Source organism: Paraburkholderia sp. MM5384-R2 (assembly GCF_014201025.1).
Taxonomy (GTDB): domain Bacteria; phylum Pseudomonadota; class Gammaproteobacteria; order Burkholderiales; family Burkholderiaceae; genus Paraburkholderia; species Paraburkholderia tuberum.
Window position 1 is genome coordinate 239,104 of sequence record NZ_JACHDI010000004.1, and the last position, 23,873, is coordinate 262,976.

General features: G+C 62.8%; 20 protein-coding genes and 2 pseudogenes. 15 read left to right on the top strand and 7 right to left on the bottom strand.

The window, feature by feature from the left end; all coding sequences use genetic code 11:
* Window positions 1-381 precede the first annotated feature (381 nt).
* The 6 genes from HDG37_RS09455 (at window position 382) to HDG37_RS09480 (ending at window position 7,857) form a co-directional block, all read left to right on the top strand.
* On the top strand, window positions 382-2,007 hold the full coding sequence (locus HDG37_RS09455) for an L-lactate permease (protein ID WP_184046374.1): 1,626 nt from the start codon (window positions 382-384) through the stop codon (window positions 2,005-2,007).
* 750 nt (window positions 2,008-2,757) lie between these two features.
* Window positions 2,758-3,222, top strand: coding sequence for a hypothetical protein (locus HDG37_RS09460; RefSeq protein WP_184046376.1), 465 nt, complete (start codon window positions 2,758-2,760; stop codon window positions 3,220-3,222).
* Between the two features lie 799 nt (window positions 3,223-4,021).
* Entirely contained in the window at window positions 4,022-5,194 is a 1,173-nt protein-coding gene (locus tag HDG37_RS09465) for a porin (protein ID WP_184046378.1), read from the top strand.
* Window positions 5,195-5,518: 324 nt separating this feature from the next.
* Window positions 5,519-6,226, top strand: a complete 708-nt coding sequence (locus HDG37_RS09470) for a dienelactone hydrolase family protein (RefSeq protein ID WP_090807471.1) — start codon at window positions 5,519-5,521, stop codon at window positions 6,224-6,226.
* Between the two features lie 105 nt (window positions 6,227-6,331).
* The gene (locus HDG37_RS09475) at window positions 6,332-6,622 is read left to right on the top strand and encodes a hypothetical protein (RefSeq protein WP_260332831.1); all 291 of its coding nucleotides are present in this window, start codon (window positions 6,332-6,334) and stop codon (window positions 6,620-6,622) included.
* Window positions 6,616-7,857: a Zn-dependent hydrolase gene (locus HDG37_RS09480; RefSeq protein WP_184046380.1), complete on the top strand. Its 1,242-nt coding sequence runs from the start codon at window positions 6,616-6,618 to the stop codon at window positions 7,855-7,857. Before HDG37_RS09475 ends, HDG37_RS09480 begins: the two co-directional genes overlap by 7 nt.
* Before the next feature lie 8 nt (window positions 7,858-7,865).
* Here HDG37_RS09480 and HDG37_RS09485 read toward each other — a convergent pair whose 3' ends face one another.
* Together HDG37_RS09485 and HDG37_RS09490 are read right to left on the bottom strand one after the other, a co-directional pair.
* The gene (locus HDG37_RS09485) at window positions 7,866-8,171 is read right to left on the bottom strand and encodes a panthothenate synthetase (protein ID WP_184046382.1); all 306 of its coding nucleotides are present in this window, start codon (window positions 8,169-8,171) and stop codon (window positions 7,866-7,868) included.
* A gap of 134 nt (window positions 8,172-8,305) precedes the next feature.
* On the bottom strand, window positions 8,306-8,929 hold the full coding sequence (locus HDG37_RS09490; RefSeq protein WP_184046384.1) for a methylated-DNA--[protein]-cysteine S-methyltransferase: 624 nt from the start codon (window positions 8,927-8,929) through the stop codon (window positions 8,306-8,308).
* Window positions 8,930-9,229: 300 nt separating this feature from the next.
* Here HDG37_RS09490 and HDG37_RS09495 point away from each other — a divergent pair, with 300 nt between their 5' ends.
* From HDG37_RS09495 to HDG37_RS40295, 5 genes and pseudogenes are all read left to right on the top strand, one after another.
* Window positions 9,230-10,609 (top strand): leucine-rich repeat-containing protein kinase family protein, encoded by a 1,380-nt coding sequence (locus HDG37_RS09495; protein WP_184046386.1) that lies wholly within the window; start codon window positions 9,230-9,232, stop codon window positions 10,607-10,609.
* The gene (locus HDG37_RS09500; RefSeq protein ID WP_184046388.1) at window positions 10,606-11,586 is read left to right on the top strand and encodes a substrate-binding domain-containing protein; all 981 of its coding nucleotides are present in this window, start codon (window positions 10,606-10,608) and stop codon (window positions 11,584-11,586) included. The genes HDG37_RS09495 and HDG37_RS09500 overlap by 4 nt, the downstream gene beginning before the upstream one ends.
* A gap of 214 nt (window positions 11,587-11,800) precedes the next feature.
* Complete coding sequence (locus HDG37_RS09505) at window positions 11,801-12,445, top strand: LysE family translocator (RefSeq protein WP_184046390.1); 645 nt, start codon at window positions 11,801-11,803, stop codon at window positions 12,443-12,445.
* A 23-nt stretch (window positions 12,446-12,468) separates the two neighbouring features.
* Window positions 12,469-12,900, top strand: a complete 432-nt coding sequence (locus tag HDG37_RS09510; RefSeq protein ID WP_184046392.1) for an NUDIX domain-containing protein — start codon at window positions 12,469-12,471, stop codon at window positions 12,898-12,900.
* 202 nt (window positions 12,901-13,102) lie between these two features.
* Window positions 13,103-13,336: pseudogene (locus tag HDG37_RS40295) on the top strand (hypothetical protein); the annotation flags it as partial.
* A 103-nt stretch (window positions 13,337-13,439) separates the two neighbouring features.
* On the opposite strand, the gene HDG37_RS09520 reads toward HDG37_RS40295, so the two are convergent.
* Entirely contained in the window at window positions 13,440-14,831 is a 1,392-nt protein-coding gene (locus tag HDG37_RS09520; protein ID WP_184046394.1) for a short-chain fatty acid transporter, read from the bottom strand.
* 467 nt (window positions 14,832-15,298) lie between these two features.
* Here HDG37_RS09520 and ilvD point away from each other — a divergent pair, with 467 nt between their 5' ends.
* Window positions 15,299-17,161 carry a dihydroxy-acid dehydratase gene (gene ilvD, locus HDG37_RS09525; RefSeq protein WP_184046396.1) on the top strand — a complete coding sequence of 621 codons (1,863 nt, stop codon included), beginning with the start codon at window positions 15,299-15,301 and terminating at the stop codon, window positions 17,159-17,161.
* A gap of 233 nt (window positions 17,162-17,394) precedes the next feature.
* Here the strand turns inward: ilvD and HDG37_RS09530 are convergent, their stop codons facing one another.
* Entirely contained in the window at window positions 17,395-17,691 is a 297-nt protein-coding gene (locus HDG37_RS09530) for a hypothetical protein (protein ID WP_260332832.1), read from the bottom strand.
* 336 nt (window positions 17,692-18,027) lie between these two features.
* On the opposite strand from HDG37_RS09530, the gene HDG37_RS09535 reads away from it, so the two are divergent.
* A complete protein-coding gene (locus HDG37_RS09535; RefSeq protein WP_184046398.1) occupies window positions 18,028-18,489 on the top strand; it encodes a CHRD domain-containing protein in 462 nt (153 codons plus the stop codon).
* Window positions 18,490-18,533: 44 nt separating this feature from the next.
* Here HDG37_RS09535 and HDG37_RS09540 read toward each other — a convergent pair whose 3' ends face one another.
* The gene (locus HDG37_RS09540; protein ID WP_184046400.1) at window positions 18,534-19,226 is read right to left on the bottom strand and encodes a cytochrome b/b6 domain-containing protein; all 693 of its coding nucleotides are present in this window, start codon (window positions 19,224-19,226) and stop codon (window positions 18,534-18,536) included.
* Between the two features lie 170 nt (window positions 19,227-19,396).
* Window positions 19,397-20,572, bottom strand: coding sequence for a diguanylate cyclase (locus HDG37_RS09545; protein WP_184046402.1), 1,176 nt, complete (start codon window positions 20,570-20,572; stop codon window positions 19,397-19,399).
* A 185-nt stretch (window positions 20,573-20,757) separates the two neighbouring features.
* Here HDG37_RS09545 and HDG37_RS09550 point away from each other — a divergent pair.
* Window positions 20,758-21,075 (top strand): annotated as a pseudogene (locus HDG37_RS09550) (filamentous hemagglutinin); the annotation flags it as partial.
* Window positions 21,076-21,196: 121 nt separating this feature from the next.
* Here HDG37_RS09550 and HDG37_RS09555 read toward each other — a convergent pair.
* A complete protein-coding gene (locus HDG37_RS09555; RefSeq protein WP_090807449.1) occupies window positions 21,197-21,688 on the bottom strand; it encodes an aminoacyl-tRNA deacylase in 492 nt (163 codons plus the stop codon).
* A 300-nt stretch (window positions 21,689-21,988) separates the two neighbouring features.
* Here HDG37_RS09555 and HDG37_RS09560 point away from each other — a divergent pair, with 300 nt between their 5' ends.
* Window positions 21,989-23,860 carry a beta-galactosidase gene (locus HDG37_RS09560; RefSeq protein ID WP_184046404.1) on the top strand — a complete coding sequence of 624 codons (1,872 nt, stop codon included), beginning with the start codon at window positions 21,989-21,991 and terminating at the stop codon, window positions 23,858-23,860.
* The last annotated feature ends 13 nt before the right edge of the window (window positions 23,861-23,873 follow it).

A 23,873-nucleotide genomic window follows, 5' to 3' on the forward strand; every position in this document is an offset into this window, starting at 1 on the left:
TCCGCTGCGGAGAAAGGCTATCGGTCGCGAAACGCTTATCACGTAGGGGCGCCTGCGCTGACGGCACGGGACACACGTAGCCTCGACTTCGGCATGTCAATCTGGAATTGGCGGCTTGCCCCAGCCCGAACAGGATCCTCTCGTCCGCGAACCGAAAGCTCTTCAACGCAGCACCTCGTCGCAATAGGAGGACTGCGATCTGAACGCCCTCTACTGTTGGCCTGTACGGAAATGCCCGAGCAACATCGTTCCGTGGCAACGGCATACGCATCCATACAAGCGTTTATTGCAATATCAAGTATCTTTCCTACACTGCGAGAGGTACCACACCGCGATCACGCGTCTCCCAGCGAAATTTAAAAACAAAACGGAGTCTGATCTATGTTCCAGCAAATTCTCAATCCGACCGGCAACTTGTTCGCGTCGTGGCTGCTGGCGCTGGTACCCGTGGTCATTCTCCTGGTACTACTCGCAGTCTTCAAGCTTTCTGCCTGGCTTTCCGTCCTGCTCGGCGCGATTGTCACCTTTATCCTCGCCGTCGCGGTATGGGGGATGCCGCTGAGCACCGGGATCCGGGCCTATCTCTATGGCTCGCTGACGGGCATCTGGGCGGTAGACTGGATCACGTTTTGGGGTGTCATGCTCTTCAATTCGCTGACGCTCACCGGTGTGTTCGACCATTTCCGGCGCTGGCTCACCGCCCAGGGCACTGCGGACGTGAGGGCACAGACCATGCTGTTTGCCTGGGCTTTCGGCGCCTTGCTCGAGGGGCTGGTCGGATTCGGCTACCCTTGGGCGTTCGTGGCGCCGATTCTGATCGGGCTTGGCATTCCCGATCTCGACGCGATCCGAGTTGCCGCGATCGCCAATAACGCCCCGGTCTCCTACGGCGCGCTCGGTGTGCCGATCATTGCCCTGGCAGCCGTGACCGGCCTGCCAATACTCGCACTTTCCGCCTCGGTCGCGCATATCGTGGTGGTGCTCGCGTTGCTGCCGCCTTGGGTATTGATCTATCTGGTCTCCGGACGAACCGGTTTGCGCGACGGTTGGCCGCTCGCGGTGGTGGGCTCGCTAGGCTACATCGCCGGACAATACCCGGTCGCGGTTTACCTGGGGCCCTATCTGCCCGATGTGACCGGTTCGATCGTTTGCTTTGCCGCCCTGCTCGTGTTGCTCAAATTCTGGCGCCCGAAAACCGTGCTCGGCTATGGCGGCAAGCCTGTCGATGCGGCGGCAGCGGCACTCAGCAACGCGCCGCACGGACTTTCGAGGGCGCAGGTGTTCCGCGCCTGGCTGCCCTTCATTGTGCTGATCGTGGTGGTGGTCCTGTGGACCGGCCCATGGTCGCCGCTGCCCAAGATAGTCTGGTTCAAGTTCGCGGTCACGGCAGGCTCTTCGATTCGCCAGGGCGCTGAAGTGGGCGCCGTCTTCGCTTTCTCGCCCTTCATCGGCGGCACGGCGATCTTCGCCGCATGGCTCATCACCACCTTACTGATCGGCATGAAGCCCGCGCAATATGCGGAAGCCTTCCGCCGCACCTGGCATCAGATGTGGGGCGCCTTGCTGGTGGGCGTCTTCATCTTCGGCCTCGCGTACATCTTCAATTTCTCGGGGATGGCGGCCTCTCTCGCCCAGGGATTCTCAAAGATCGGTGTTGCCTTCATCGTCGTTGCGCCCATTCTCGGCTGGATCGGCGTGGCGCTGTCTGGCAGCAATACGTCCACCAACGCAATGTTCGGCTTCTTCCAGGTAACGGTCGGGCGCTTGCTCGGCTTCCCCACGCTGCTCCTGCCGTCGCTCAACTCGGTGGGCGCCGAGGTTGGAAAGCCGGTTGCGCCGCAGACCGCGAGTGTGGGTGTGTCGACCAGCCGTTTCGTGCGTAACGAAGGGGAAGTCATCCGACACAACATGGGATGGACATTCATCATGCTGCTCTACCTCATCATCATCGGGGTGGGTTTCTACGTGTTCGCCCCAGGCCTGATGACGCTGGCAGGTGGCGGTTAGGCCGATTCAGGTGCTCGCGAGGCGTTTCACCGCCGATCAGCTGAACACGAATTCAAATGCGGACGGGACGGTAGGCCCGTCCGCTTGCGCATTGAACCTCCCCTTTTCGACAGATCCCGGGGCACGTAACTGGACCCGTTGTCGCCGTCGTCGGGGCTTTGTTACTGCGGGAAGTCCTGGCGGATTGGGTCCAGCATCCCAAAGTCGTTGCCCAACGTCCAATTCACGCCTTGTCCCTTTCGCTGCTCCCATTGCAGGAGCGGTCTCCCGTCGAGCGAAGATCAAACGCGATTTGTGCGCGCCTGTTTGGAGGACGATATAAGACGCGAGTCGTACAACACTATTGATTGACAATCCGGAAAGCCGCGAAGACCGGAAACCCCCGGATCTCGTTCAGTCGTTTGCGCAAATCGACGGACAGCTTTGACATCTGGATTTGCCGATGGAGGAATGGCCGTTTGCTGAGTGGATCCGACGTCCGAACGTCTGAGCGATGAGGCGGGCGAATGGCGCTTCATGGCCGACTGCTGACTCATAAGCCTGCGTGTCGTCCAGTTGAAGCGTATTTCAGCCGGACGTCAGAGCCCGGCGGGGAACGCGTCAGATTAAGGATATTTCCAACGTGACTTGACACCCTCGCTGCAAAGTCTCAGGACCAAATCTGACAGTTTCGCGGTTGACGTACGTAAACGTCCGAATCTTGACGGTACCCCGATTACGAAACGGCCGCCTTTGCCGATCGGCGCGGCTATGACGGCATCGGGCTATGACGGCATCGCCGTGGTGCGGGGGATGGTGGAGCGCGGCCGGCAGATCCTCGGCCAGCTCGAGAAGCGCCTAGAACGCGCCAAGGAGGCCGTGCGCGAGCGGTTCGGCACTGCCGACAACCGCTCGCGCTGCGTCTTCGCCATGAACCTCAACTACGACCCCGACGTCGTGCCCGAGATCGTCGAGGCCGACGCGATCTTGCGCGGCGACCATCAGAAGCTGGCTCCGTTCCGGTGCTATGCCCGCTTATGGCTCGAGCGCGACTACGACGCGGCGGCCGGCAAGGGCGAGGTCATCGTCCAGGGGGACTCAGCCGTAGCGGCGGATCGTTTCCTGCACGCCGGCCAGACCTTTGCGCAGGTCATCGGCATTCATGACCGGCACGAGTTCGATCTTGGCGTTCAAACCAAAGAAGAGCCGCTCGGCGGTATCGGCAATCTGCGATGATTCCGCCATGTTCACGATGAAGAAGCCGCCCCGGTCGCCATTCTCGGCGTGGAAATAAGCGGCTTCGGGCTTCAGATCCTCGGTTAGCTGTTGGAAGACTTTTTCTAATTTGCCGGCGCGGATGGCGGAGTTGCCGGCATCAGCGGAAAACGAGAACTTCACCATAACACGCATGACTTACCTCCCTGACGGTTGCCGGGTCGCCCGGCGACGGGCACCCTCGGCGGATCATTCTGATCCTAAGCTGACCCGCCCGCAACCTGGATCGGCGGCAACCCCAGGCGGGGGATTTCGATCGCGGGGCAGCGGTTCATCACAAACGGACTTTTCGTACGCTAAGCGCGCTACGCTGGGCGTCTCGAACGTCTCTGCGCGGCCCGATGCCGACACTCGGCATGGCGTTATTTGGGAACCGCTTTCAACTTGACCGGCCGTTCGAGTGGCCGCCTTGTGGCTCAGACGGGCGGCGGAAACTGGCCGAACCGGGACGATTCCTTTTCTGACAGTCTCACGAATATCGGAACGAAGCCGGTGAGTCTCACCAATTTCTGTCGCCGCCACGAGAGCGACAACGGAATTGTTGGTTAGGTCGTTGATTTATCGGATGCCCTAGTCTCACGAATTCCGTTGTTCTGCAATACCACACGGCGCGGGAAAAAGGTGGTGCCCCGGGCACGGCGCCGCACACGGGCCGCGGCGACTCCTGCATCGCCGTCCTCCAGTCGCGGACGCTGGCGCGCGCTTGCATCGTAGGGATGTGCGCGAGCGTACTGGACGGTGCGCACGGGTACGCCCGAACGTGGTAAGTTCGCTCGCGGTATATCCGATCGATGTGTTCGAGGAGGAACTCATCCTGCGTCACGCCATGGCTTGCCTGCTGAACACAGTCCGCGAAGCCTTGACGATCAGCGTCGGCGCGAGAGCGGTTTGGGGAGGTGGCGCGCTTCTGCTCTATGCGCACGGCGCAGCCGCTGTCACCGACATCGATACCGGCACGGGCGCCGCCTCAGGAATCAACACCGGCTTCGTCTCGCTGTATGGCGTGATCGATACGAGCGTCGAAATCACCGACCCCGGTTCGGGCTGGGTGGCGCGCATGGACTCCGGCGCGTATCGCGGCTCGCGGGTCGGGCTGCATGGCGTGCAGCCGCTCGGGGGCGGCAACGCGATCGTGTTCACGCTCGAAAACGGCTTCAGCTCGACCGACGGCAGCTTGCAGGTGCCCGGCTCGATCTTCAATCGGCAGGCATGGATCGGCGCGAGCGGCAACTGGGGCGAACTGCGCGTCGGCCGTCAGTATTCGCCGATTTATATCCCGTTCAAGGGCGATCTCGACGCGTTCGGCGCCGGCACGATCGCCTCGGGGCTCAACAATCTGTCGAAGATCACGCCGTATGCGAACAACGCGGTTGCGTATCTGTCGCCGCGCATCGCCGGCTTCAGTGCGACGCTGATGATGGCGATGCGCGATCCGTCCGAGGCCGACGGCAACGGCATCGACGGTTATTACGTGAGCGCGTCGTATCGGCTCGACCACCTGCATCTGCTGTACGCGCGCCAGCAGACGCACGGTGCCGGAGCGCTGCGCGCGAACCTCGGCGGCGCGAACTACGCCTTCGGCAAGCTGCGCGTGTGGCTGTCCTTTTTCAACGGCGATGGCGGCACACCGGTCTATCACGGCGCGGGCGGCTCGGCGTCGGCGCAGTACAGTTTTTCGACCAATGCGCGTGCCTCGCTCGGCTATGCGCACGTGCGCGACTACACGACGCCTGGCGGCAGCGCGGACCAGTTCAGCGCGGCATTCGAATACAGCATGTCGCCGACGCTGCTGCTGTATTTCAGCGCCGCCTATCTCGCGAATCACGACGACTCGCGCTTCACGCTGCGCGGCGTCAACGTGACCGGGCTGCCCGTTGCCTATCCGGGCGCGCCGGTCGCGGGCGTCCAATTCGGTGTGATAGAGCGGTTCTAGCGCGCATCGCAATACGTCTAGCTTTCAGTCGAGTCATTCACCCATTGGATAAAAGCGCTTGAATGCGTGCGCGAAATCACACGTCGCGCGGGCCTGATTTCTGCGTCGCGTTTTACGCCGGCTTTCAACACGAAACGGCTGAGGGCATCTCTCGCGTCGACGAATCAATTAACGAATTTTTCCTTATGTTGATCCTCATATTGTTCGATTCACATAACGCGCAGATTCCGCGGGATCACGCTCGCGCGTTGGCACGATTCCGATTGAACAGAAAACGGGGTAGTGGCGCTATGCTAGCGGTTTCGTCTACTCGAGGAGCGACCGATGACCCAACACGCAGGTTCGATGATCACGTTCAACCGTCCCGACGGCAAGCAGCTACAGGGCTATCTCGCGAAGCCTGAAAAAACCGCGGGCGCGCCCGCGGTCGTCGTGATCCAGGAATGGTGGGGCTTGAACGACCAGATTCGCGGCGTCGCCGATCGCCTCGCGAAAGCCGGCTACTTCGCGCTGGTGCCCGATCTGTATCGCGGCAAGTCGACGGTCGAAGAGGATGAGGCGCACCACTTGATGAGCGGCCTCGATTTCGGCGATGCCGCAACGCAGGACGTGCGCGGCGCGGTCCAGTATCTGCAGCAGCACGCGGCGAAGGTTGGCTTGACCGGCTATTGCATGGGCGGCGCGCTGACGTTCCTCGCGCTGTGCAACGTGCCTGAAGTGGCGGCCGGCGTCGTCTGGTATGGCTTCCCGCCGCTCGACTATATCGACGCGTCGAAGATCAAGGTTCCGGTGATGGGCCACTGGGGTCTGCAGGACGAGTTCTTCGCCGCCGACACCGTCGACGCGCTCGAAAAGAAACTCACCGACGCGAAAGTCGACGTCGAGTTTCATCGCTATCTGGCGCGTCACGCGTTCGCGAACGAAACGGCGGTCGGGTCGGGCCGCATCGCGAGGACGCAATACGACCCGGTCTGGGCGCAACAGGCGTGGGATCGTACGTTGACGTTCTTTGGCCGCACGCTGTGGAAATGAGTTGGTGAATGGCGGAAGCAGACGGTTAGTCCGCTTCGTGAGAGTGCCCGCGGTCGTGGGGCTTTCTTGATACGGCCGTCCGAACTGTGCCGCACGCTGCCCACGATGGACACGCCCGCGGCTCAGGAAGCGCTCCACACTTGCGCGCTGTTGATGGCGGCGGCGTTCGGCAAGGAAACAGGCTTGACCGGCAGTGCGCGGGCGGTGGCACGCACCGCGATGTTCACGGCAGCGCGCCGCTATATCGACGCAAATCTCGGCCAACCTGATCTGACGGTCGACAGCGTGCTGGCCATGTCGCAGCTGTCGCGGCCCACGCTGTATCGATTGTTCGAGCCGGAGGGTGGGCTTCACGCGTATATCCGCAATCAATTCATGGAGATGACAACGTGGTGAAGATCGATCCTGACCGGCTGATGGCCGACCTCAAACGGCTGCGCGGTTTTGGCGCGACCGGTCCCGGCGTGGTCCGGCTCGCGCTGTCGCCGGTCGATCTGGCGGCGCGCGAATGGCTGGTCGGCCGGATGACTGAGGCGGGGCTCGACGCGCGCATCGACGGCGTCGGCACCGTGTTCGGACGCTCGCGCAATAGCAGTCCCGCGCTCGTGATCGGCTCGCATACCGACACGCAGCCGACCGGCGGCTGGCTCGATGGTGCAATGGGCGTGATGTACGGGCTCGAAATCGCCCGCGCGCTAGCGGAGCACGACGCGACGCGGCACCTCGCCGTCGACGTCGCGTCGTGGATCGACGAGGAGGGCACGTTCTCGGGCCTGCTCGGCAGCCGCAGCTTCGTCGGCGAGGTGGTCGACGACTCGATTCGCGGCGCGACGAATCGGCAGGGCGAACGCCTCGCCGACGTACTCGAGGCCGCTGGACTGGCGGGCCGGCCGCGTGCACGTTTCGAGGCAGGGCGCCAGGTCGCGTATCTGGAGCCGCATATCGAGCAGGGCGGACGTCTCGAGGCGATCGGCAAAGCGATCGGCGTGGTCACGACGATCGTCGGGCTGCGCGAATCGCGACTGCGCTTCACGGGTCAGCGCAATCACGCGGGCACGACGCCAATGGCGATTCGCCGCGACGCGGGCGCGGCGCTCGTCGCGTTCATCGCGCGGATGAACGACGCGTTCGGGCAGCTGGCGGACGCGGATACCGTCTGGACCGTGGGCCGCATCGATCTCGATCCGGGCTCGATGAGCGTCGTGCCCGGCGCGGCCGACATGTACCTGCAATTCCGCGATGCGAACCCCGCACGGCTTCAGGCCATGGAACGCGCGCTCGCGGAACTGGTGCGCGATTTCAACGCGCACAACGCGGTGAGCGTCGAATTGCAGACGCTCGACGAGCCGATCGAACCCGTCAGCATGGACGCCACGCTCGCGGAGCACATCGCGCGAGCCGCCGAAGCACTCGCGCCGGGCCAGTGGCTGCGCATGCCGAGCGGCGCCGCGCACGACGCGCAGGTGATCGCGCGTTGCATGCCGGCGTGCATGATGTTCGTGCCGAGCATCGGCGGCGTGAGTCACGACTTTATCGAGGACACGGCCGAGGCACATATCGTGCTCGGCTGCCAGGTCGCGGCGACGGCCGCCGCTTCGATGCTGCTGCAGCTATCGGCTGGGCATTCCTGAGGGCCGCGTTACTTCCACTTGTCGCCGAGCGCGTCGAGCCCGGCTTTCATCAGATCCTCGGGCAGCATCGCGATGCGCAGCTCGCAGTCGGCGTCGAGCGTCAGGAACCACGGTTCGGCAAGCGCGGGGATCGCCGATGCATCGGCGACCTCGACGACCGCCACCGCGCCGCGTTTGCCCTGCTGCTCGGTGAAGTAGATGGCTTCTGGTTTCGTGTCCTCGAGGATCTTTCTCATCAGGTCGCCGATTCGGCCCTCACGCACGAGTGTGCTGAACGGTTCGTTCGGTATTTGTATGTTGAGAAGCATGCGCATGTCATCCTCCTGTTCGATGCCCCAAAGGGCATCTTAAGGATAGGTGTTGCATGCGCGGACGATGGTGCTGATCGCGGACGAAGCATCGGCGATTACGGCCGGTGGGTGGCGCATCGTGCCGGGTGTGCGCTGCTTTAGCTACCGAACAGCGAACCCTGCGTTCCCCGGCTCGGCTGACGATGCGCCGGTTTCGCGGGCGCATCGACCTTGACCGGTTGCGCCGCGTTTCCCTTCGGCGCCAGCCGATGCGCGTCATCCGCCGCTGCTTCGAGCGAGGTCTGCCCCGCCTCCAGCGAAAGCAGCAGCATCTTGTTGGCGAGGCCGCCGGCGAATCCCGTCAGCTCGCCCGACGCGCCGATCACGCGATGACACGGCGCGACGATCGAGATCGGATTCCGGCCGTTTGCCGCGCCCACCGCGCGCACCGCGTTGACGTTGCCGATCTGCCGCGCGATCTCCGAGTAGCTGCGCGTCTGGCCGAACGGAATGGTCAGCAGCGCGCGCCAGACCTGCTTCTGGAACTCGGTGCCCTGAAAGTCGAACGGCAGATCGAAGGCCTGGCGTGTGCCCGCGAAGTACTCGCGCAATTGCCGCTCGGTTTCGAGGAGCACCGCGAGTTCGTTCGCTTCGCTCATTTCGCCGAGTCGCACGCGGTTCGGCTTGTCGTGCTCCCACAGAATCGCGGCAAGGCATTCGCCTTTCGCCACCAGCTTCAACTGACCGACCGGCGAATCGATCAACTTGTATGCATACGTCACTTTCTCAGGCTCCTGACAGGGTGGCGGCGCAAGGACTTGCGAGGCGGCGGCGTTTCGACGACCGGACGCGCAAAACTGTATGAAGGCTGCGCCGTTATCCGATAGTGTGTCGCTTGCGTCGCCTGAACGCGCTCCAGATATTGCTGTCTCATTCGCATTCGACATGGCCGCGACGGCCGTGACCCCCGCGACGCTCGCATCACTGTACCGCAGAGAACCCCAGATGACCTTCGACTCAGTAAAATCGACAGCTTCGGTACGACGCGCTGCGGGCGCTACCCGATCTTCTTTCCCACGACTGTGACCACGACTTTAGAACAACTGCAGGCCGGGCGACTGGCGGGTGCGCGCGAACTCAAACTCGCGTGCGGCCTGAGCGAATTTCCGCGCGAGATTTTCGATCTCGCCGATACGCTCGAAGTGCTCGACCTGTCGAACAACGCATTGACGACGCTGCCGGACGATCTGCCGCGTCTGCGCAAACTGCGCATCCTGTTCGCGTCCAACAACCCGTTCACCGAATTGCCCGGCGTGCTCGGCGAATGCGTGCAACTGAGCATGATCGGCTTCAAGTCGAATCGCATCCGCGAGGTGCCGGCGCGCGCGCTGCCGCCGCTGCTGCGTTGGCTGATTCTGACCGACAACGATCTCGAACGCTTGCCCGCGGAGCTCGGCCGCTGCACGCAACTGCAGAAGCTGATGCTTGCCGGCAACCGGCTGCGCGCGCTGCCCGAGGAGTTGCTCGCATGCACGCGGCTCGAACTGCTGAGGGTCGCGGCGAATCGTTTCGATGCATTGCCGCGTTGGTTGCTGCGTCTGCCGCGGCTTGCGTGGCTCGCGTATGCGGGCAATCCGTTCAACGCGGCGCTCGAACAGGCGGCGCTCATCGACACACCGATCAGCGGCATTCGTTGGGATGCGTTGCAGCTCGAACGGCCGTTGGGCGAGGGCGCATCGGGCGTCATCTATCGCGCGGCGCTGCACGCGGACAACGAGCCCGCGCCGCGTGCGGTCGCCGTCAAGCTGTTCAAGGGCGCGGTGACGAGCGACGGTTTGCCCGACTGCGAGATGGCTGCTTGCATTCGCGGCGGCGAACATGGGAACCTGATCCCCGTGCTCGGCAAGGTGATCGGGCATCCGTCGGAAACGCATGGCCTCGTGATGGGATTGATCGATACGCGCTTCGCCAATCTCGCCGGTCCGCCGAGCCTCGCATCGTGTACGCGGGACATCTATCGCGACGACGCGCGCTTCGACCTTGCGACGGTGCTCGGTATCGCGAGCGGCATCGCAAAGGTCGCGAGTCATCTGCATCGGGGCGGCGTGATGCATGGCGATCTGTACGCGCACAATATCCTGCACGGCGGCGCGGGGCGCGCGCTGCTCGGCGATTTCGGGGCGGCGTCGTTGTTTGACGCCGGCGATCGCGAGCTCGCTATCGCGTTGCAGCGGCTCGAAGTGAGGGCGTACGGCTGTCTGCTCGAAGAACTGCTCGAGCGTTGCGACGTATCCGGTGAACTCGACGCGCAACTCGCCGCCTTGAAGACGCGTTGTCTGAGCGAAGATATCGACAGCCGGCCGCTCTTCGACGAAATTGCCGCCAGCGTCGCGTCGTTCGATCGGCGCGTCCGCAACCGGCCCGTCCGCAACCGGCACCTCCGCGAAGGAGTTAAGCCATGACGCAGAACATGCGCCGCCGCGTGCTGCTCGCGGGCGCGCTGGCCGCAACCGGTCTCACTGGCATCGCGCTGTTCGCGGACGATGCCGGCGCCGAAGTGCTGCCCGGCACGAAGCCGAAGATCGCGCTCGTACTCAAATCGATGTCTGACCCGTTCACGGTCGCGATGGTCGACGCTGCGCGCGATTACCAGGACCACTTCTCGTCGCAATTCAGCCTGACGATTCGCGGCACGGCCAAACAGACCGACACCGCCGCGCAGATCCGCATGGTCGACGAGGCGATCAGGGCGAAGGTGAACGCGATCGTGATCGCGCCGACCGACTCGAAGGCGCTGATCCCGGTGATCGCGCGCGCGATCAAGGCCGGCATCATCACGATCACGATCGACAACCCGCTCGACGATGCGGCGCAAGCGGCCGCCGGCATCTCGGTGCCGTTCGTCGGGCCGAACAATCGCAACGGCGCGAAGCAGGTCGGCCAATATCTGGCCACGCGGCTGAAGCCCGGCGATCAGGTTGGCATCATCGAAGGCATTTCGGTGAGCAGCAATGCGCAGCAGCGCACGGCCGGCAGCCGCGATGCGATGGATGCCGCGAGCGTGCAGGTCGTCGCGGTCGAGCCGGGTGACTGGGAGTACGGCAAGGCCCGCGACGTGGCCGCGAAAATGCTGGCCGAGCACCCGCAGCTGCGCGCGCTGTTATGCGGCAATGACAACATGGCGATGGGCGCGGTCGACGCGATTCGCGACGCGGGTCGCGGCGGCGGCGTCTATGTCACCGGCTACGACGCGATCGATGCGATCAAGCCGCTACTCGCCGACGGCCGCGTGCTCGCGACGATGAACCAGTTCGCCGGCCGCCAGACCGTGTTCGGCATCGACTTCGCGTTGAAGGCGGTGACCGAGCGGCGCAAGCAGCGCGAGTTGTCGAAGGTGATCGAGACGCCGCTGCAACTGGTGACGGGCTCGAAACGTTGAGGCGGCGCGCGACGTCCGGCGCATCAGCAAGGCCGACGCGCAGGCTCTCGCGATGCACCACATCGGGCGGGTGCGCAAAGTGCGCGTTTGAAGCAGTTCTTGTGTCAGGTCGTGCGTACCGATTAGCGCGCAGCGACGGCGGCAGCGATTTTTTCCGTGGCATGATGATGTCCGGTGTATTGGTATTCAACTACAACGAACCGCTGGGCCTGCCATGTCCTTCCATACCTGGTTGCTTTTCGCCGGTGCCTATCTGCTCACCACCATTTCGCCGGGACCGAACGTTCTGCTCGTGATCCGCAATTCGGTCCGCTATGGAAACCGCGGCGCGGCGGCGAGCGTCGCCGGTAATCTGCTCGCGCAAGGAGTCGTCGTCGTGCTCGTGGCGCTAGGCGTCGGCGCGGTATTGACGACGCTGCCGCCGCTCTTCGTCGCGATGAAAGTGCTCGGCGCGGGTTATTTGATGTATCTCGGCATCAGGCAACTGCGCGGCGGCAACAAAGAGGCATCGCGGGCCGCGCAGCCGGCGGGCGTCGCATCGTCCGCTTATACGTTCGAGCGCAAGAAGGTATTCCGCGAAGCCTTGCTCGTGTCGGGCAGCAATCCGAAGACGATGATCTTTCTATCGGCGTTCATGCCGCAATTCATTGACCACGAGCGCGGCCTGTCGGAGCAGTTCATCGTGATGTATCTGACGATCGCGCTCACCGTCGCGCTCGTGCACACCATTTATTCGCTCGGTGTGCGAGGTATCCATACGCGCGCCGGAGCCGGCCGTTGGGTCGCGGCCATCAAACGCGGCAGCGGGCTCGTCTTCGTCGCGCTCGGCATCAAGCTGCTGACCGCGCAACGCGGCTAGTCCGTCATGATGCCGGCAAGAAAATGAGCCGAATGCAAAGCATCGTCGATGTGAACGTGCTGTTCCTGAATGGGCAGGGCGAGTGCCTTTTCATCCGGCGCGCGAATACCGGTTTCAGGGACGGCCAGTACGCGTTGATTGCCGGCCATCTCGAACCGGGCGAATCGATCGAGGCATGCGCGATTCGAGAATCGAAAGAAGAAGCCGGTGTGACGATCGCGCCCGGCGCGCTCGAATTCAAACTCGTGATGCGGCGCGACTCGGACACGAACCGCATCAGCTTCTTTCTCGCGTGCCGTTCATGGCAAGGCGAACTGGCGAACATGGAGCCGCACAAGTGCTCGGGCTTCGTGTGGGCGAAGCCGGACCATCCACCGGCACCGGTCGTCGACTACGTGGCGGCCGCTCTCGCGCATATCCGCGACGGTGTGATGCTGGCCGATTTCAAGCCGTGATTCGCAGAGTTCCTGCTTATCTCGTCACTTTTGCTGACGATTTCCTGAACGAATCAAACCCGCAAAATCCCAGTCGTCGCGGTGGTGGGCCACCTGAACTCGGGCGCGTCGATTCCGGCCTCGAAGATCGACAGCGACGCTGGCATCGTGCAGATCTCGCCGTCGTCGACGAACCCGGCGTACACCCAGCAGGGCTCATCAGATCGAATTCGACGCGCCGTTCACGTACGACGCGGTGTATATCGTCGTCGACGCAATGAAGCGCGCGAACTCGACCGATCCGGCGAAGGTGCTCGCCAAGGTGTCGGGCACCGACTACAAGGGCGTGACCGGCGAAACGACGTTCGACGCGAAGGGCGACCTTCAGCACGGCGTGATCTCGCTGTACGACTACAAGGACGGCAAAAAGACGCTGCTGGACCTCGTCAAGATGTAACAGCGAGCGGTACGCCGCAAAAGCACAAAGGGCCGATCAAGCATTGCTTCATCGGCCCTTTGTTTTGACGGTAGCGAGATCGTTCGGACTCAGGTCATTGTGGTTACGGCACGAGCCACAACGCCACCGCGTAAATCACCAGCGACACCGCGAACGTCACCGCCGTGTAGCCCATGACGCGCTGAATCCGGATACCCGCGATCGCGACGATCGGCACGGCCCAGAACGGCTGCAGCATGTTCGATACATTCTCGGCCATCGCGACGCCCATTGCGGTGCGCGGCACCGACGCATGCAGGCTGAGCGCCGCGGGCAGCACGAACGGACCCTGCACCGCCCAGTGGCCACCGGCGCTCGGCACCAGCAGCGTGATGATCAGCGAGCTCAGATAGCTCCACAGCGGCAGCGTGACCGGTGACGCGATCGTCACGAACGCTTTCGCGATCATCGACGCGAGACCCGTGCCCTTCATGATGCCCATGATCCCGCCGTACATCGGATATTGCAGCAGCATCGAGCCGGTCTGACGCGCGGCGCGGCGAATCGAATTCGCGTACGCGATCGGCGTGCGTTGCAGCGCGAGACCGATCATCAGGAAGATCAGGATCGTGTTGTTGATGTCGAGATCGAATCCTTCCTTGTGCCACGTCAGCGCCAGATAGCCGATGCCGAGCGCGAGCATCAGCAGTGTGCCGAGCATCGACTGTTCGAGGCGCGCCGCGAGCGATGTCTCGCTGCTCGCGCGGGCATGCGGGTCGTCGCTCGGCGCGTCGGCGGCTGCTTCGCCGCTCTGACGAAACGCGACGACGTTCTCCGCCTTCGGATGCATCTTGATGAAGATCGCGGTCATCACGACGACGACCAGCACGGTCGGAACGAACACGAACGGCGCGAAGATGGTTTCGCTGAGCGGCACCACGTGGCCGGTCGCTTTCTCGACGAGATTCAGCGCATTGCCGTGCGACGCCTGTGATAGCGCGATCGAACTTGACAGCCCGCTGTTGCAGATCGACCAGGCCGAATAGCTGCCCGCGACGAGCCATGCGAAGTCGACGTCGACGCGCCGCGCGATTTCCCGCGACAGCAACGCGCCGACGATGAGCCCGAGCCCCCAATTGAGCCACGCGGCAACCGCGACGACCGGAAACACGAGCAGCGCGGCACGCGTCGGCGAGTTCGCATGCGACGCGAGCGCGCGCAGACCGCGTTGCACGATCGGCGCTTCCGCGATCGCGTAGCCGGTCGCGAGGATCAGGATCATCTGCAGCGCGAAGCCCAGAATGCCGAACGTGCCGGTGTACCAGGAATCGAGCAGCGTCGGCAGTGTGCCGTTCGGTGCGATCAGCATCGCCAGCACGGCGACGAAGAACGTCAGGCAGATCGACAGTACGAACGGGTCGGGCATGACCTGCTCGAAAACATAAACCAGCCCTTCGACGATGCCGCGCGAAGCGGCCGGTCGGCCGGCGGCGTGAGGGGGAGTGTCTCGCTTCATGTGTGTGACTCTGTGTAGTGCCCGGCCCTGTGCTGGGCGGAGGGGCGGGTACGGCGCGCCGGCGCGTATTGGCGGCAAGCTTGCCTTACCTGATCTTGATCACAGCGGACAGATTGGCGCGAATCCAGGAGGGTGGCCCCAGGCTTGGGCGCGCCTGGCCTCGAACCCGGTGTTGCGCTCGAAAAGACCTCTGCTTCCGTTTCAATGTTCTTATGGTGAACACGGTTTCGTTAAACGAACGCTGCATTATTCGCGGTGGGAGCGGGCAATGTCAAGAAAAGGTGAAATCGGCTGAGCGGTCGCGGCATCGTTTAATACTTTCCCCGACCTAATCACGCAGAAAAAATATATTGGACGTCTTACTGGCGTTCTTGCACTATTCGTTCCCAGCGCAAAGTCCGCGCTGCGATCCCCACGCCCGCGCGGGCGCTCATCAAAACCGATAACAGCAATACCTGAGGATACAGATGCCTAACTATCGCTCACGCACTTCGACTCATGGCCGCAACATGGCCGGCGCCCGCGCGCTGTGGCGCGCCACCGGCATGAAGGACGACGATTTCGGCAAGCCGATCATCGCGGTCGTGAATTCGTTCACGCAGTTCGTGCCGGGCCACGTGCATCTGCGCGACCTGGGCGCGCTGGTCGCGAAGCAGATCGAAGCGGCCGGCGGCGTGGCGAAGGAATTCAACACGATCGCCGTCGACGACGGCATCGCAATGGGCCACGGCGGCATGCTGTATTCGCTGCCGTCGCGCGAACTGATCGCGGACTCGGTCGAGTACATGGTCAACGCGCACTGCGCGGACGCGATGGTCTGCATCTCGAACTGCGACAAGATCACCCCGGGCATGCTGATGGCCGCGATGCGCCTGAACATTCCGGTCGTGTTCGTGTCGGGCGGTCCGATGGAAGCGGGCAAGATCAAGTCGCCGACCGACGGCCAGGTGATCGCGAAGATCGACCTGATCGACGCGATGATCAAGGCCGCCGATCCGAAGATCAGCGACGCCGAAGTCGCCGAAGTCGAGCGCAGCGCGTGCCCGACCTGCGGTTCGTGCTCGGGCATGTTCACCGCGAACTCGATGAACTGCCTGACCGAGGCGATCGGCCTCGCGTTGCCGGGCAACGGCACCATCGTCGCGACGCACGCATGGCGCAAGGGCCTGTTCGAGCAGGCGGGCAGCCTGGTCGTCGATCTGTGCCGCCGCTACTATCAGGAAGAGGACGCCTCGGTCCTGCCGCGCAGCATCGCCACCAAGCAGGCGTTCGAAAACGCGATGACGCTCGACGTCGCGATGGGCGGCTCGACCAACACCGTGCTGCACCTGCTGGCCGCCGCGCAGGAAGCGGGCGTCGATTTCACGATGTCGGACATCGACCGTATCTCGCGCAAGGTGCCCTGCCTGTGCAAGGCCGCGCCCATGACCGACAAGTACCACATCGAGGACGTGCATCGCGCGGGCGGCATCATCGGTATTCTCGGTGAGCTCGCGCGCGCGGAGCTGCTCGATCTGTCGTGCGGCAACGTGCATAGCGGCACCCTCGGCAACGCGATCGCGAAGTGGGACATCGCCGGCGACGCGGGCGAGGAAGCGCAGAAATTCTTCCGCGCGGCGCCGGGCGGCATTCCGACCACGGTCGCCTTCAGCCAGGAAGCGACCTACGCGACGCTCGACACGGACCGCAAGAGCGGCTGTATCCGCAGCAAGGAAAACGCGTACTCGAAAGACGGCGGCCTCGCGGTGCTGTACGGCAATCTCGCGGAGAAGGGCTGTATCGTGAAGACCGCGGGTGTCGACGAATCGCAGTGGCTGTTCTCGGGTCGCGCGCGCGTGTTCGAAAGCCAGGACGACGCGGTCGACGCGATTCTCGGTGACAAGGTCGTGCCGGGCGACGTCGTGGTGATCCGCTATGAAGGTCCGAAGGGCGGTCCGGGCATGCAGGAAATGCTGTACCCGACTTCGTATCTGAAGTCGAAGGGCCTCGGCAAGAGCTGTGCGCTGTTTACCGATGGCCGTTTCTCGGGCGGCTCGTCGGGGCTCGTGATCGGCCATGCGTCGCCGGAAGCGGCGGAAGGCGGCACGATCGGTCTGGTCGAAGACGGCGACGTGATCGAGATCGACATTCCACAGCGCAAGATGCATCTCGCGGTGTCGAATGAAGAGCTCGCACGCCGTCGCGCGGCGATGGAAGCGCGCGGCGACGACGCATGGCAGCCGACCAATCGCGAGCGTGTCGTGTCGCAGGCATTGCAGGCGTACGCGGCGCTCGCGACCTCGGCCGATCGCGGCGCGGTGCGCGATGTTTCGCAATTGAAGCGCAAATAAAGCGCAAATAAAGCGCAAATAAAGCGCGGACTGGCGCGGATCAGCGCGGCGGCCCTTTTCGCGGTGACGCGACTGGGGCTCCAATAGAGACCGGTATGCGGGCGACTGCATGCCGGTTTTTTTTGCGGTGGCAGTGCGAATGGACGATCGCTCAGGCGTCTCCTGCGCGGAGCTTTCCCAAGCCGGAAAACTGGAAACGATGTCATCGGCACGCTGCGACGACCCCGCCAGCATCACGCAGTTTCTGCCGTTTGCCGATGAAAGAATCGCCGGAAGCCGTGGATCGCGAGGAGCGAGGCCAGTAGCAGCAACGCGCTTGCGCCCAGTACGACGATATCCGACCGACGGAACAGAAGGAGCGTGGCCGTGACGGCCAGCAGGCCACTTGACACACACCAATGGCGTATCCCCGGAACCTGAGCGCGAAACAGCGAGCCGAGAGCGGCGACGCTCATCAGGCAGGACAGAATCGCGATGCCGACGAAGGCGTTCGGGATGGACATGGCAGCGTAACAATGGGTGTGATCCATGAAGGCGCCTGGCGCAACACCAGGTCGCGCCAGTTACATCCGCTGCCTGCGCACGAAGCGCAAATCGTACCGGAAGAATTTTTCGCGCCAGATCAAATTTCAACGATTTTCGCCCGACGATTTCCTTTCGAATCGCTGGACAGACTCATCTGGCGTCGACGTAACGGGGCGGTTGCCACGCATAGCCGGATTTCGGCCTCATGCAACCTTCGCGTTACGGCCTGCTTGCGTCTATGCTTGACTCACTTGTTTGGCTGCCAACAACGCCGACGAGGTCTTCTGCAGTCTTCAATAATCGCCCGCTCACCAAGGGCAAACCCAACAGGAGAAAACCAGATGTCACGATCCATCACGCGGCGCGCTTTCATGGTGTTCGGTGGTTTGGCCTTCGCGGGTGCGCTAACCTTGGCGCAAGCGGCGCCCGTCTCGTTTGAGGTGCCTTTGACGGGCGCCCAACAGGTTCCGCCGGTGCAGACGCCTGGCAGCGGTAGCGCCAAGCTCACGTACGACCCCAGCACGCGGGTCGTCACCTGGAACATCAGCTTCAGCGGATTGACGAGTCCGACCACGATGGCGCATTTCCACGGACCCGCCCCGGCCGGTAAAAACGCTGGCGTAAAGGTCTGGCTGTCGCAGAAGGGCACCACGGAGGTGACGAGCCCGATCACCGGTCAGGCCACGCTATCTCCGGACGAAGCCAAGATGTTCGAAGCCGGTGACATGTACATCAACGTTCACACGAAGAACAATCCGAATGGCGAGATTCGCGGCCAGGTGAAGCCACCGAAGGGCAACTGATGCAGGCACGGTAGCCGCGCCCGGAGAGCGGGTTTGCGGCAGGCTCACAGATAAGCCGCGAGCAGCATCACCACGGCAACGCCGACGCCGAATGGCAGCAGCGCCAGCAGCGCTGGCGCCTGCCGCGGGGCGGCCACGGACGAGGGCAGCAGTTTGTAGCCGGTCAGCATCGGGCGCAGCAGGTTGTGTCCCTTCGCTACCGCGTAGAGGGCGATCACGAGCACGTGCAGCACCACCGCGGCGAGCAGCACGTACCAGACAAGGCCGTGCAACGCCGAGATTGCGTTGGCGAGCCACACGGGCACCAGTTCGCTAAACGGCCCTTCGTCGGCGATGTCGTTGTTGACGTAGAGCCCGCTCAGCGTCTCTGTCAGCAGCAAGACGAGCAGAAATAGAACCATCCAGCCGCCGGCCGCATTGTGGCCTACCTGCACATCGGGCTCGCGATGAAACAGGCGGCGCAAATGACGAAGCGCAGCCGCGGGTGATGCCACGAAACTGCGAAAGCGGGCGGTCTCACTGCCAAAGCAGCCCCACAGCAGCCGGAAAATGACAATGGCGAGCAGCGTCTCGCCGACGCGCACGTGCCAGTCGATCCAGTTCAGCTTCAACGTGACATACGCGGCCGTGACCAGCACGACCACCAGCCAGTGAAACAACCGCACCGGCGCGTCCCAGACAAGGACAGGGCGGGTTACGGGTTGGGTCGGCCGCGTGTCGGGTTCGTGAGCATCCATGTGTCGTACCTGCGTGCGCAATCGCGCTCGGACGAAAATCCGCGTGGCTCCTCGGCCACGCGGAAAATCGACGGAGCCGTGCTGGCCAACGAATTCAGTGTTTCGAGCGGGACCGGAAACTTCCCCACACTCTAGCCGGCGGGAGCTTGAATCCGATTGCCACTCGAAGATCAGCTGGCGGCGGCGAGCGCGGTCGTTGGCGTCTGTTCAAGCCGATTGCCGCCCAGCGACTTGGCTCGATACAACGCCTGGTCGGCGGCTGAGAGCAGGTCGGTGAGGGAAGCCGTTTCGCGACTTGACTCGGCGAGTCCAATGCTGACGGTGGCGCGAATCCGGTGGCCGTCGGCGCCATGGGACATTGCGGCGAACCGGCTGAGAACGTTCTCGCCTAGCTTTTTTGCGCGGTCGCTGTCGTAGCCCGGCAGCAGGGCGGCAAATTCTTCGCCGCCTATGCGTGCAAGAATCGCGTCCGTACCCGTCACGGCTCGAACGGTTTGCGCGAATGACCTCAAAACCTCGTCGCCGGTCTTGTGCCCAAATTGGTCGTTGATTCTCTTGAAGTGATCGAGGTCGAACGCAAGAAGTGTGACGGGTAGTCGATTTATGCCGCGGTCGCTGATAACCCGCTCCCCCTCTTCGAAAAACAACTTTCGATTTCCGAGTCGGGTCAGGTAATCCGTGCGGGACTCCTGCAAAAGCTCACCATGAATTTCTTCCCGGGTCAGCCGGAGCAAGGTCATCGGCAAAATGACCGAGTAGAGAACCCCTTCGTACATCGTGATTTCGCTGGAGACAGCCAGCACGCGCGGCCCGAAGATCGGCACCAGCCATGGCAGCACGAAAGCCCGGGCGACGTAAAACAGCGCGTGGATGCCCGTTACCGCCACGGCGACGCGCCGGGATTGAACCGCCGGCATGCCGTCGCCTCGCAGCAGTTCGAGCGACGTCATGGCGGAAGCCAGCGCGATCGGGATGGCGCTGACGTACATCCAGACGGCAGCCTGCCAACGCACGCCAGCCACGGCCCACGTGAGCCCCATCAGCAGAAGCAACCCGATCGAGCTCGCGAGATATCGCCGGCCGTTGAACATTGCCACACCGTCCAGGACGAGCAGATAGCCGGTGAGAATCACGAGATTACTCACTGCGGGGCCAGCTGCACCGAGCAGTTGAACCCGAAATGCAGCCGCCGCGCAACCGATTCCGAGGGTCGCATAGCCGGCCGCCAGCATTCGCAATTCCTTGCCGCGCTTGGGATGGGACAGGTGTTCCCAATACATCATGGCGGAACTGGCAAACAAGGTTCCGATCACAAGAAGGTAAAGCGTGGCTAGATCGACTTTCATCGCTGACTTCAGAGCGCGTCCCCGCTGCAACGGGGAAAAGGTTAGAGACTACATACGTGATAACGGCAAATGCCGCGCATCCTTGCGAAATGATATCGGAATGGGTCGTGGGGAGACTCGAAGCCGGGCGGTGGACCTGCGGTCGCCCGAAAAACTACACGGTGAACGCGGATATTTCGCCGGTTGGCCTTGTCGTCATAAACTCGGGAACGATCACCCAGTCATTCGCAACCGGTCTCGTGACTCAGCCGTCCTATCAGCCGATCGGCATCGCGCGGGCCAATACAGGCACGATCGGGAACGATGTGTACTGGGACACCGACACCACGACCGCCACAGTCGGCGTCGTGTACGGCACGCCGATTCCCGCGGCGAACGGGCTGACCACCGCGCAGATGAGCACACCGGCATCATTCGTGGGTGATGACTTCAGTCCGACGGGGGTGTGGGCGATGCCTGCCGGCGCGACGCATCCGGTGCTGCGCTGGCAACTGGCGCAATGACGCGTGACTAATCAAGCGGAAGTTGGAAAAAAATTCCAGCTTCCACTGATTAGTTACCCCTGACAAATGAAGCAAAAGGCGGTCAAATTATCGCGGCCAGCGCACGGGCGGGCCAGTTGGGTCAGGCCCGCCCGCTCAACCCTCGCATCCGCCGGGCGAAATGGGCGCGCTCCGCATCGTCCATCAGCATGAGGAACTGATCCGCTTCCATATGAATCAGCTCTTCGTGATCGCCCGCCTCGAAGTAGACGTCTGGCTGGCCTGCCAGACTGGATTCCAGGTAGGTTTTCATGCCATACGCCATACAAATTGGCGGCAGCGCTCCCACATCGCAGTCCTTGAATAATTCGCGCAGTTCGACTTCCGTGGCGAGAGCGAGCCGGCGCCCTGTCTTGCTCCAGAGTTCGGAGAGCTGCACCGCGTAAGTTGACGGCAGCACGGCGGCCACGTAGCCGTGTTCGTCTTCGAGGAGCACGGTCTTGGCGAGGCGGTCGCCCGGAATGTGCGCCGCAGCAGCCGTTTCGATACTCGAGTGGCTGTATGGGTGACGCACGACTTCGTAGCGGGAACCCTTGCTGCGCAGGCAGTCCTGCAAGGTTGGCGACATCGACATGGCACACCTCCCGTCGAATACCTGAAAAGGAATGAACAATTGCGATCTTTTCAGAATAGTTCACGCACCGGCAATACGCACGCCAGCTGAACGATTCCATCGAGCGATCGAATCCACCGGTTGAATCCGCCGTTCCTCAGCTGACCTTGGTCGGCCGGTCCGGCGAACGACACCTTTGGTCCGTGCGAGGCATGGCGCCGCCGCGGACCGAAAAAGTTCGCAAGCTGTTGATCGTTAAGGAACTGCGTTCTACCGTTCTCGCAGGTGCAGCCGATTTACAGGTAGCCTGCATTCGTCGACTTGACAACGCCCATCGTGAACCTCGAACGCAGCCATACCTTCTCCTTTAGCCCCGACGGCGAACATTTCCTGCTCGACGGCCTGCCGTTCCAGATTCGCAGCGGCGAGATGCATCCAGCCCGCATCCCGCGCGAGTACTGGCGACACCGGATCCGCATGGCAAGGGCGATGGGGATGAACTGCATCGCGTTGTACATCATGTGGAATTACCACGAGACGCATAGAGGCGTGTTCGACTTCCGCAGCGGGAATCGCGATATCGAGGCCTTCGTCCGCCTGTGCCAAGCCGAGCAGATGTGGGTGCTGTTGCGCCCCGGGCCTTACGTGTGCGCAGAGTGGGATCTGGGCGGCCTCCCTTCCTGGCTGTTGCGCGATCGGGACATCCAGTTGCGGACCGACTCGGCCACCGATCCTCGCTACATGGCGGCGGTGGCTCGCTATATCGACGAACTGGTTCCGCGTATCAAGCCATTGATGAGCGAGCACGGCGGACCGATCCTGATGATCCAGATCGAGAACGAATTCGGTTCGTATGCGAGCAATCCGGCTTACCTCGAAGAGCTCAGGCAGCTTTGGCTAGCAGGAGGCATAACCGGGCCGTTCTACACCGAAGACGGTCTGCCGCAACTCGAACGCAATCGCACCACGGTAACGGGCGGCGCAATCGCGCTGAGCAACGGCGACGCAGCGCAGATCGCAACTGTGCGCCGCGAATTCCCCTCGGTGCCCGCGATGGCTGGCGAGGTGTACCTAGGGTGGCTCACGCATTGGGGCGAAGCGGGGTTCGCGGGCGTGGACTACGACCTCTCCAGTACCTTGGCCACGTTCATGCAGGCGCGACTGTCGTTCAACCTGTATGTCATTCACGGCGGCACGAGCTTTGGCTTTTTTGCCGGCGCGAACGTGGACGCTTCAGGCAACTATCAGCCCGACATCACGAGCTACGACTACTGCGCGCCGATCAGCGAGCAAGGCATGGCGACGCCGAAGTACATGAAGTATCGAGACCTGATCGCCAGCTATCTGCCCGAACCCTTGCCAGCCATACCCGAGGTCATCGCCACGCTTGACTGCGCAGGCGCTGAGGCCTTGATGCCAACGCTCTACGCCTCGATCTGGGACAATCTGCCCGCGGCACTGCCACGCGAGCATGGCGTCGAGCCGCAGTCGTTTGAACGCTACGGTCAGGCGTTTGGCTTCGTGCTGTATCGCAAGTCTTTGCCGGAGCACGCGCGCGGTGTGCTGGATATCAGCGCCGTTCACGACTACGCAACGGTTTTCCTTGGTGAACGGTACGCGGGCGGCGTATCGAGAGCGCAACTGCCGCAGAAGTACGCGCAGTCGCTCCGCATGATGCATCGCGCGCCGCTTGCCCTGCCTTCGGCGCGGCACAAGCACGGGTCGAACCCGGACGGCCAGGTAGCGCTGGAGATACTCGTCGAGGCCATGGGGCGCGTCAATTTCGGACCCGCGATCGTTGACCGTAAAGGTCTGCTCGAGCCGGTCACGATGAAACACGTCGACGGCTCGCTCGCGTTGCTCGAGGAATGGGACATCTACCTGCTGCCGATGGATGAAACGTTTATCGCCAACCTCAACGAAGACTGCACGAACCCACGGAAACCCGGTCTCTTTTATAAGGCGAACGTGCTGCTGACTGAAGTCGGCGACACCTGGCTCGACATGAGCAACTGGACCAAGGGTATCGTCTGGGTCAATGGCCACAATCTCGGACGCTACTGGAACATCGGCCCGCAAAGGCGCCTGTATTGTCCCGCGCCATGGCTCGTGCAAGGTAACAACGAGGTGCTGGTCTTCGACCTCCATCAGATCGAGGCAAAGCCGATTCAACTGGCCGACAGGTTGTACTAGCGCCTACGCCTCG

What these genes read in the sequence shown, in the direction of transcription:
- HDG37_RS09455 (WP_184046374.1), top strand. Translation starts at nt 382, where the DNA reads ATGTTCCAGCAAATTCTCAATCCGACCGGCAACTTGTTCGCGTCGTGG.
- HDG37_RS09460 (WP_184046376.1), top strand. Translation starts at nt 2,758, where the DNA reads ATGACGGCATCGGGCTATGACGGCATCGCCGTGGTGCGGGGGATGGTG.
- HDG37_RS09470 (WP_090807471.1), top strand. Translation starts at nt 5,519, where the DNA reads ATGACCCAACACGCAGGTTCGATGATCACGTTCAACCGTCCCGACGGC.
- HDG37_RS09475 (WP_260332831.1), top strand. Translation starts at nt 6,332, where the DNA reads ATGGACACGCCCGCGGCTCAGGAAGCGCTCCACACTTGCGCGCTGTTG.
- HDG37_RS09485 (WP_184046382.1), bottom strand. Translation starts at nt 8,171, where the DNA reads ATGCGCATGCTTCTCAACATACAAATACCGAACGAACCGTTCAGCACA.
- HDG37_RS09500 (WP_184046388.1), top strand. Translation starts at nt 10,606, where the DNA reads ATGACGCAGAACATGCGCCGCCGCGTGCTGCTCGCGGGCGCGCTGGCC.
- HDG37_RS09505 (WP_184046390.1), top strand. Translation starts at nt 11,801, where the DNA reads ATGTCCTTCCATACCTGGTTGCTTTTCGCCGGTGCCTATCTGCTCACC.
- HDG37_RS09510 (WP_184046392.1), top strand. Translation starts at nt 12,469, where the DNA reads ATGAGCCGAATGCAAAGCATCGTCGATGTGAACGTGCTGTTCCTGAAT.
- HDG37_RS09520 (WP_184046394.1), bottom strand. Translation starts at nt 14,831, where the DNA reads ATGAAGCGAGACACTCCCCCTCACGCCGCCGGCCGACCGGCCGCTTCG.
- ilvD (WP_184046396.1), top strand. Translation starts at nt 15,299, where the DNA reads ATGCCTAACTATCGCTCACGCACTTCGACTCATGGCCGCAACATGGCC.
- HDG37_RS09530 (WP_260332832.1), bottom strand. Translation starts at nt 17,691, where the DNA reads ATGGATCACACCCATTGTTACGCTGCCATGTCCATCCCGAACGCCTTC.
- HDG37_RS09535 (WP_184046398.1), top strand. Translation starts at nt 18,028, where the DNA reads ATGTCACGATCCATCACGCGGCGCGCTTTCATGGTGTTCGGTGGTTTG.
- HDG37_RS09540 (WP_184046400.1), bottom strand. Translation starts at nt 19,226, where the DNA reads ATGGATGCTCACGAACCCGACACGCGGCCGACCCAACCCGTAACCCGC.
- HDG37_RS09545 (WP_184046402.1), bottom strand. Translation starts at nt 20,572, where the DNA reads ATGAAAGTCGATCTAGCCACGCTTTACCTTCTTGTGATCGGAACCTTG.
- HDG37_RS09555 (WP_090807449.1), bottom strand. Translation starts at nt 21,688, where the DNA reads ATGTCGATGTCGCCAACCTTGCAGGACTGCCTGCGCAGCAAGGGTTCC.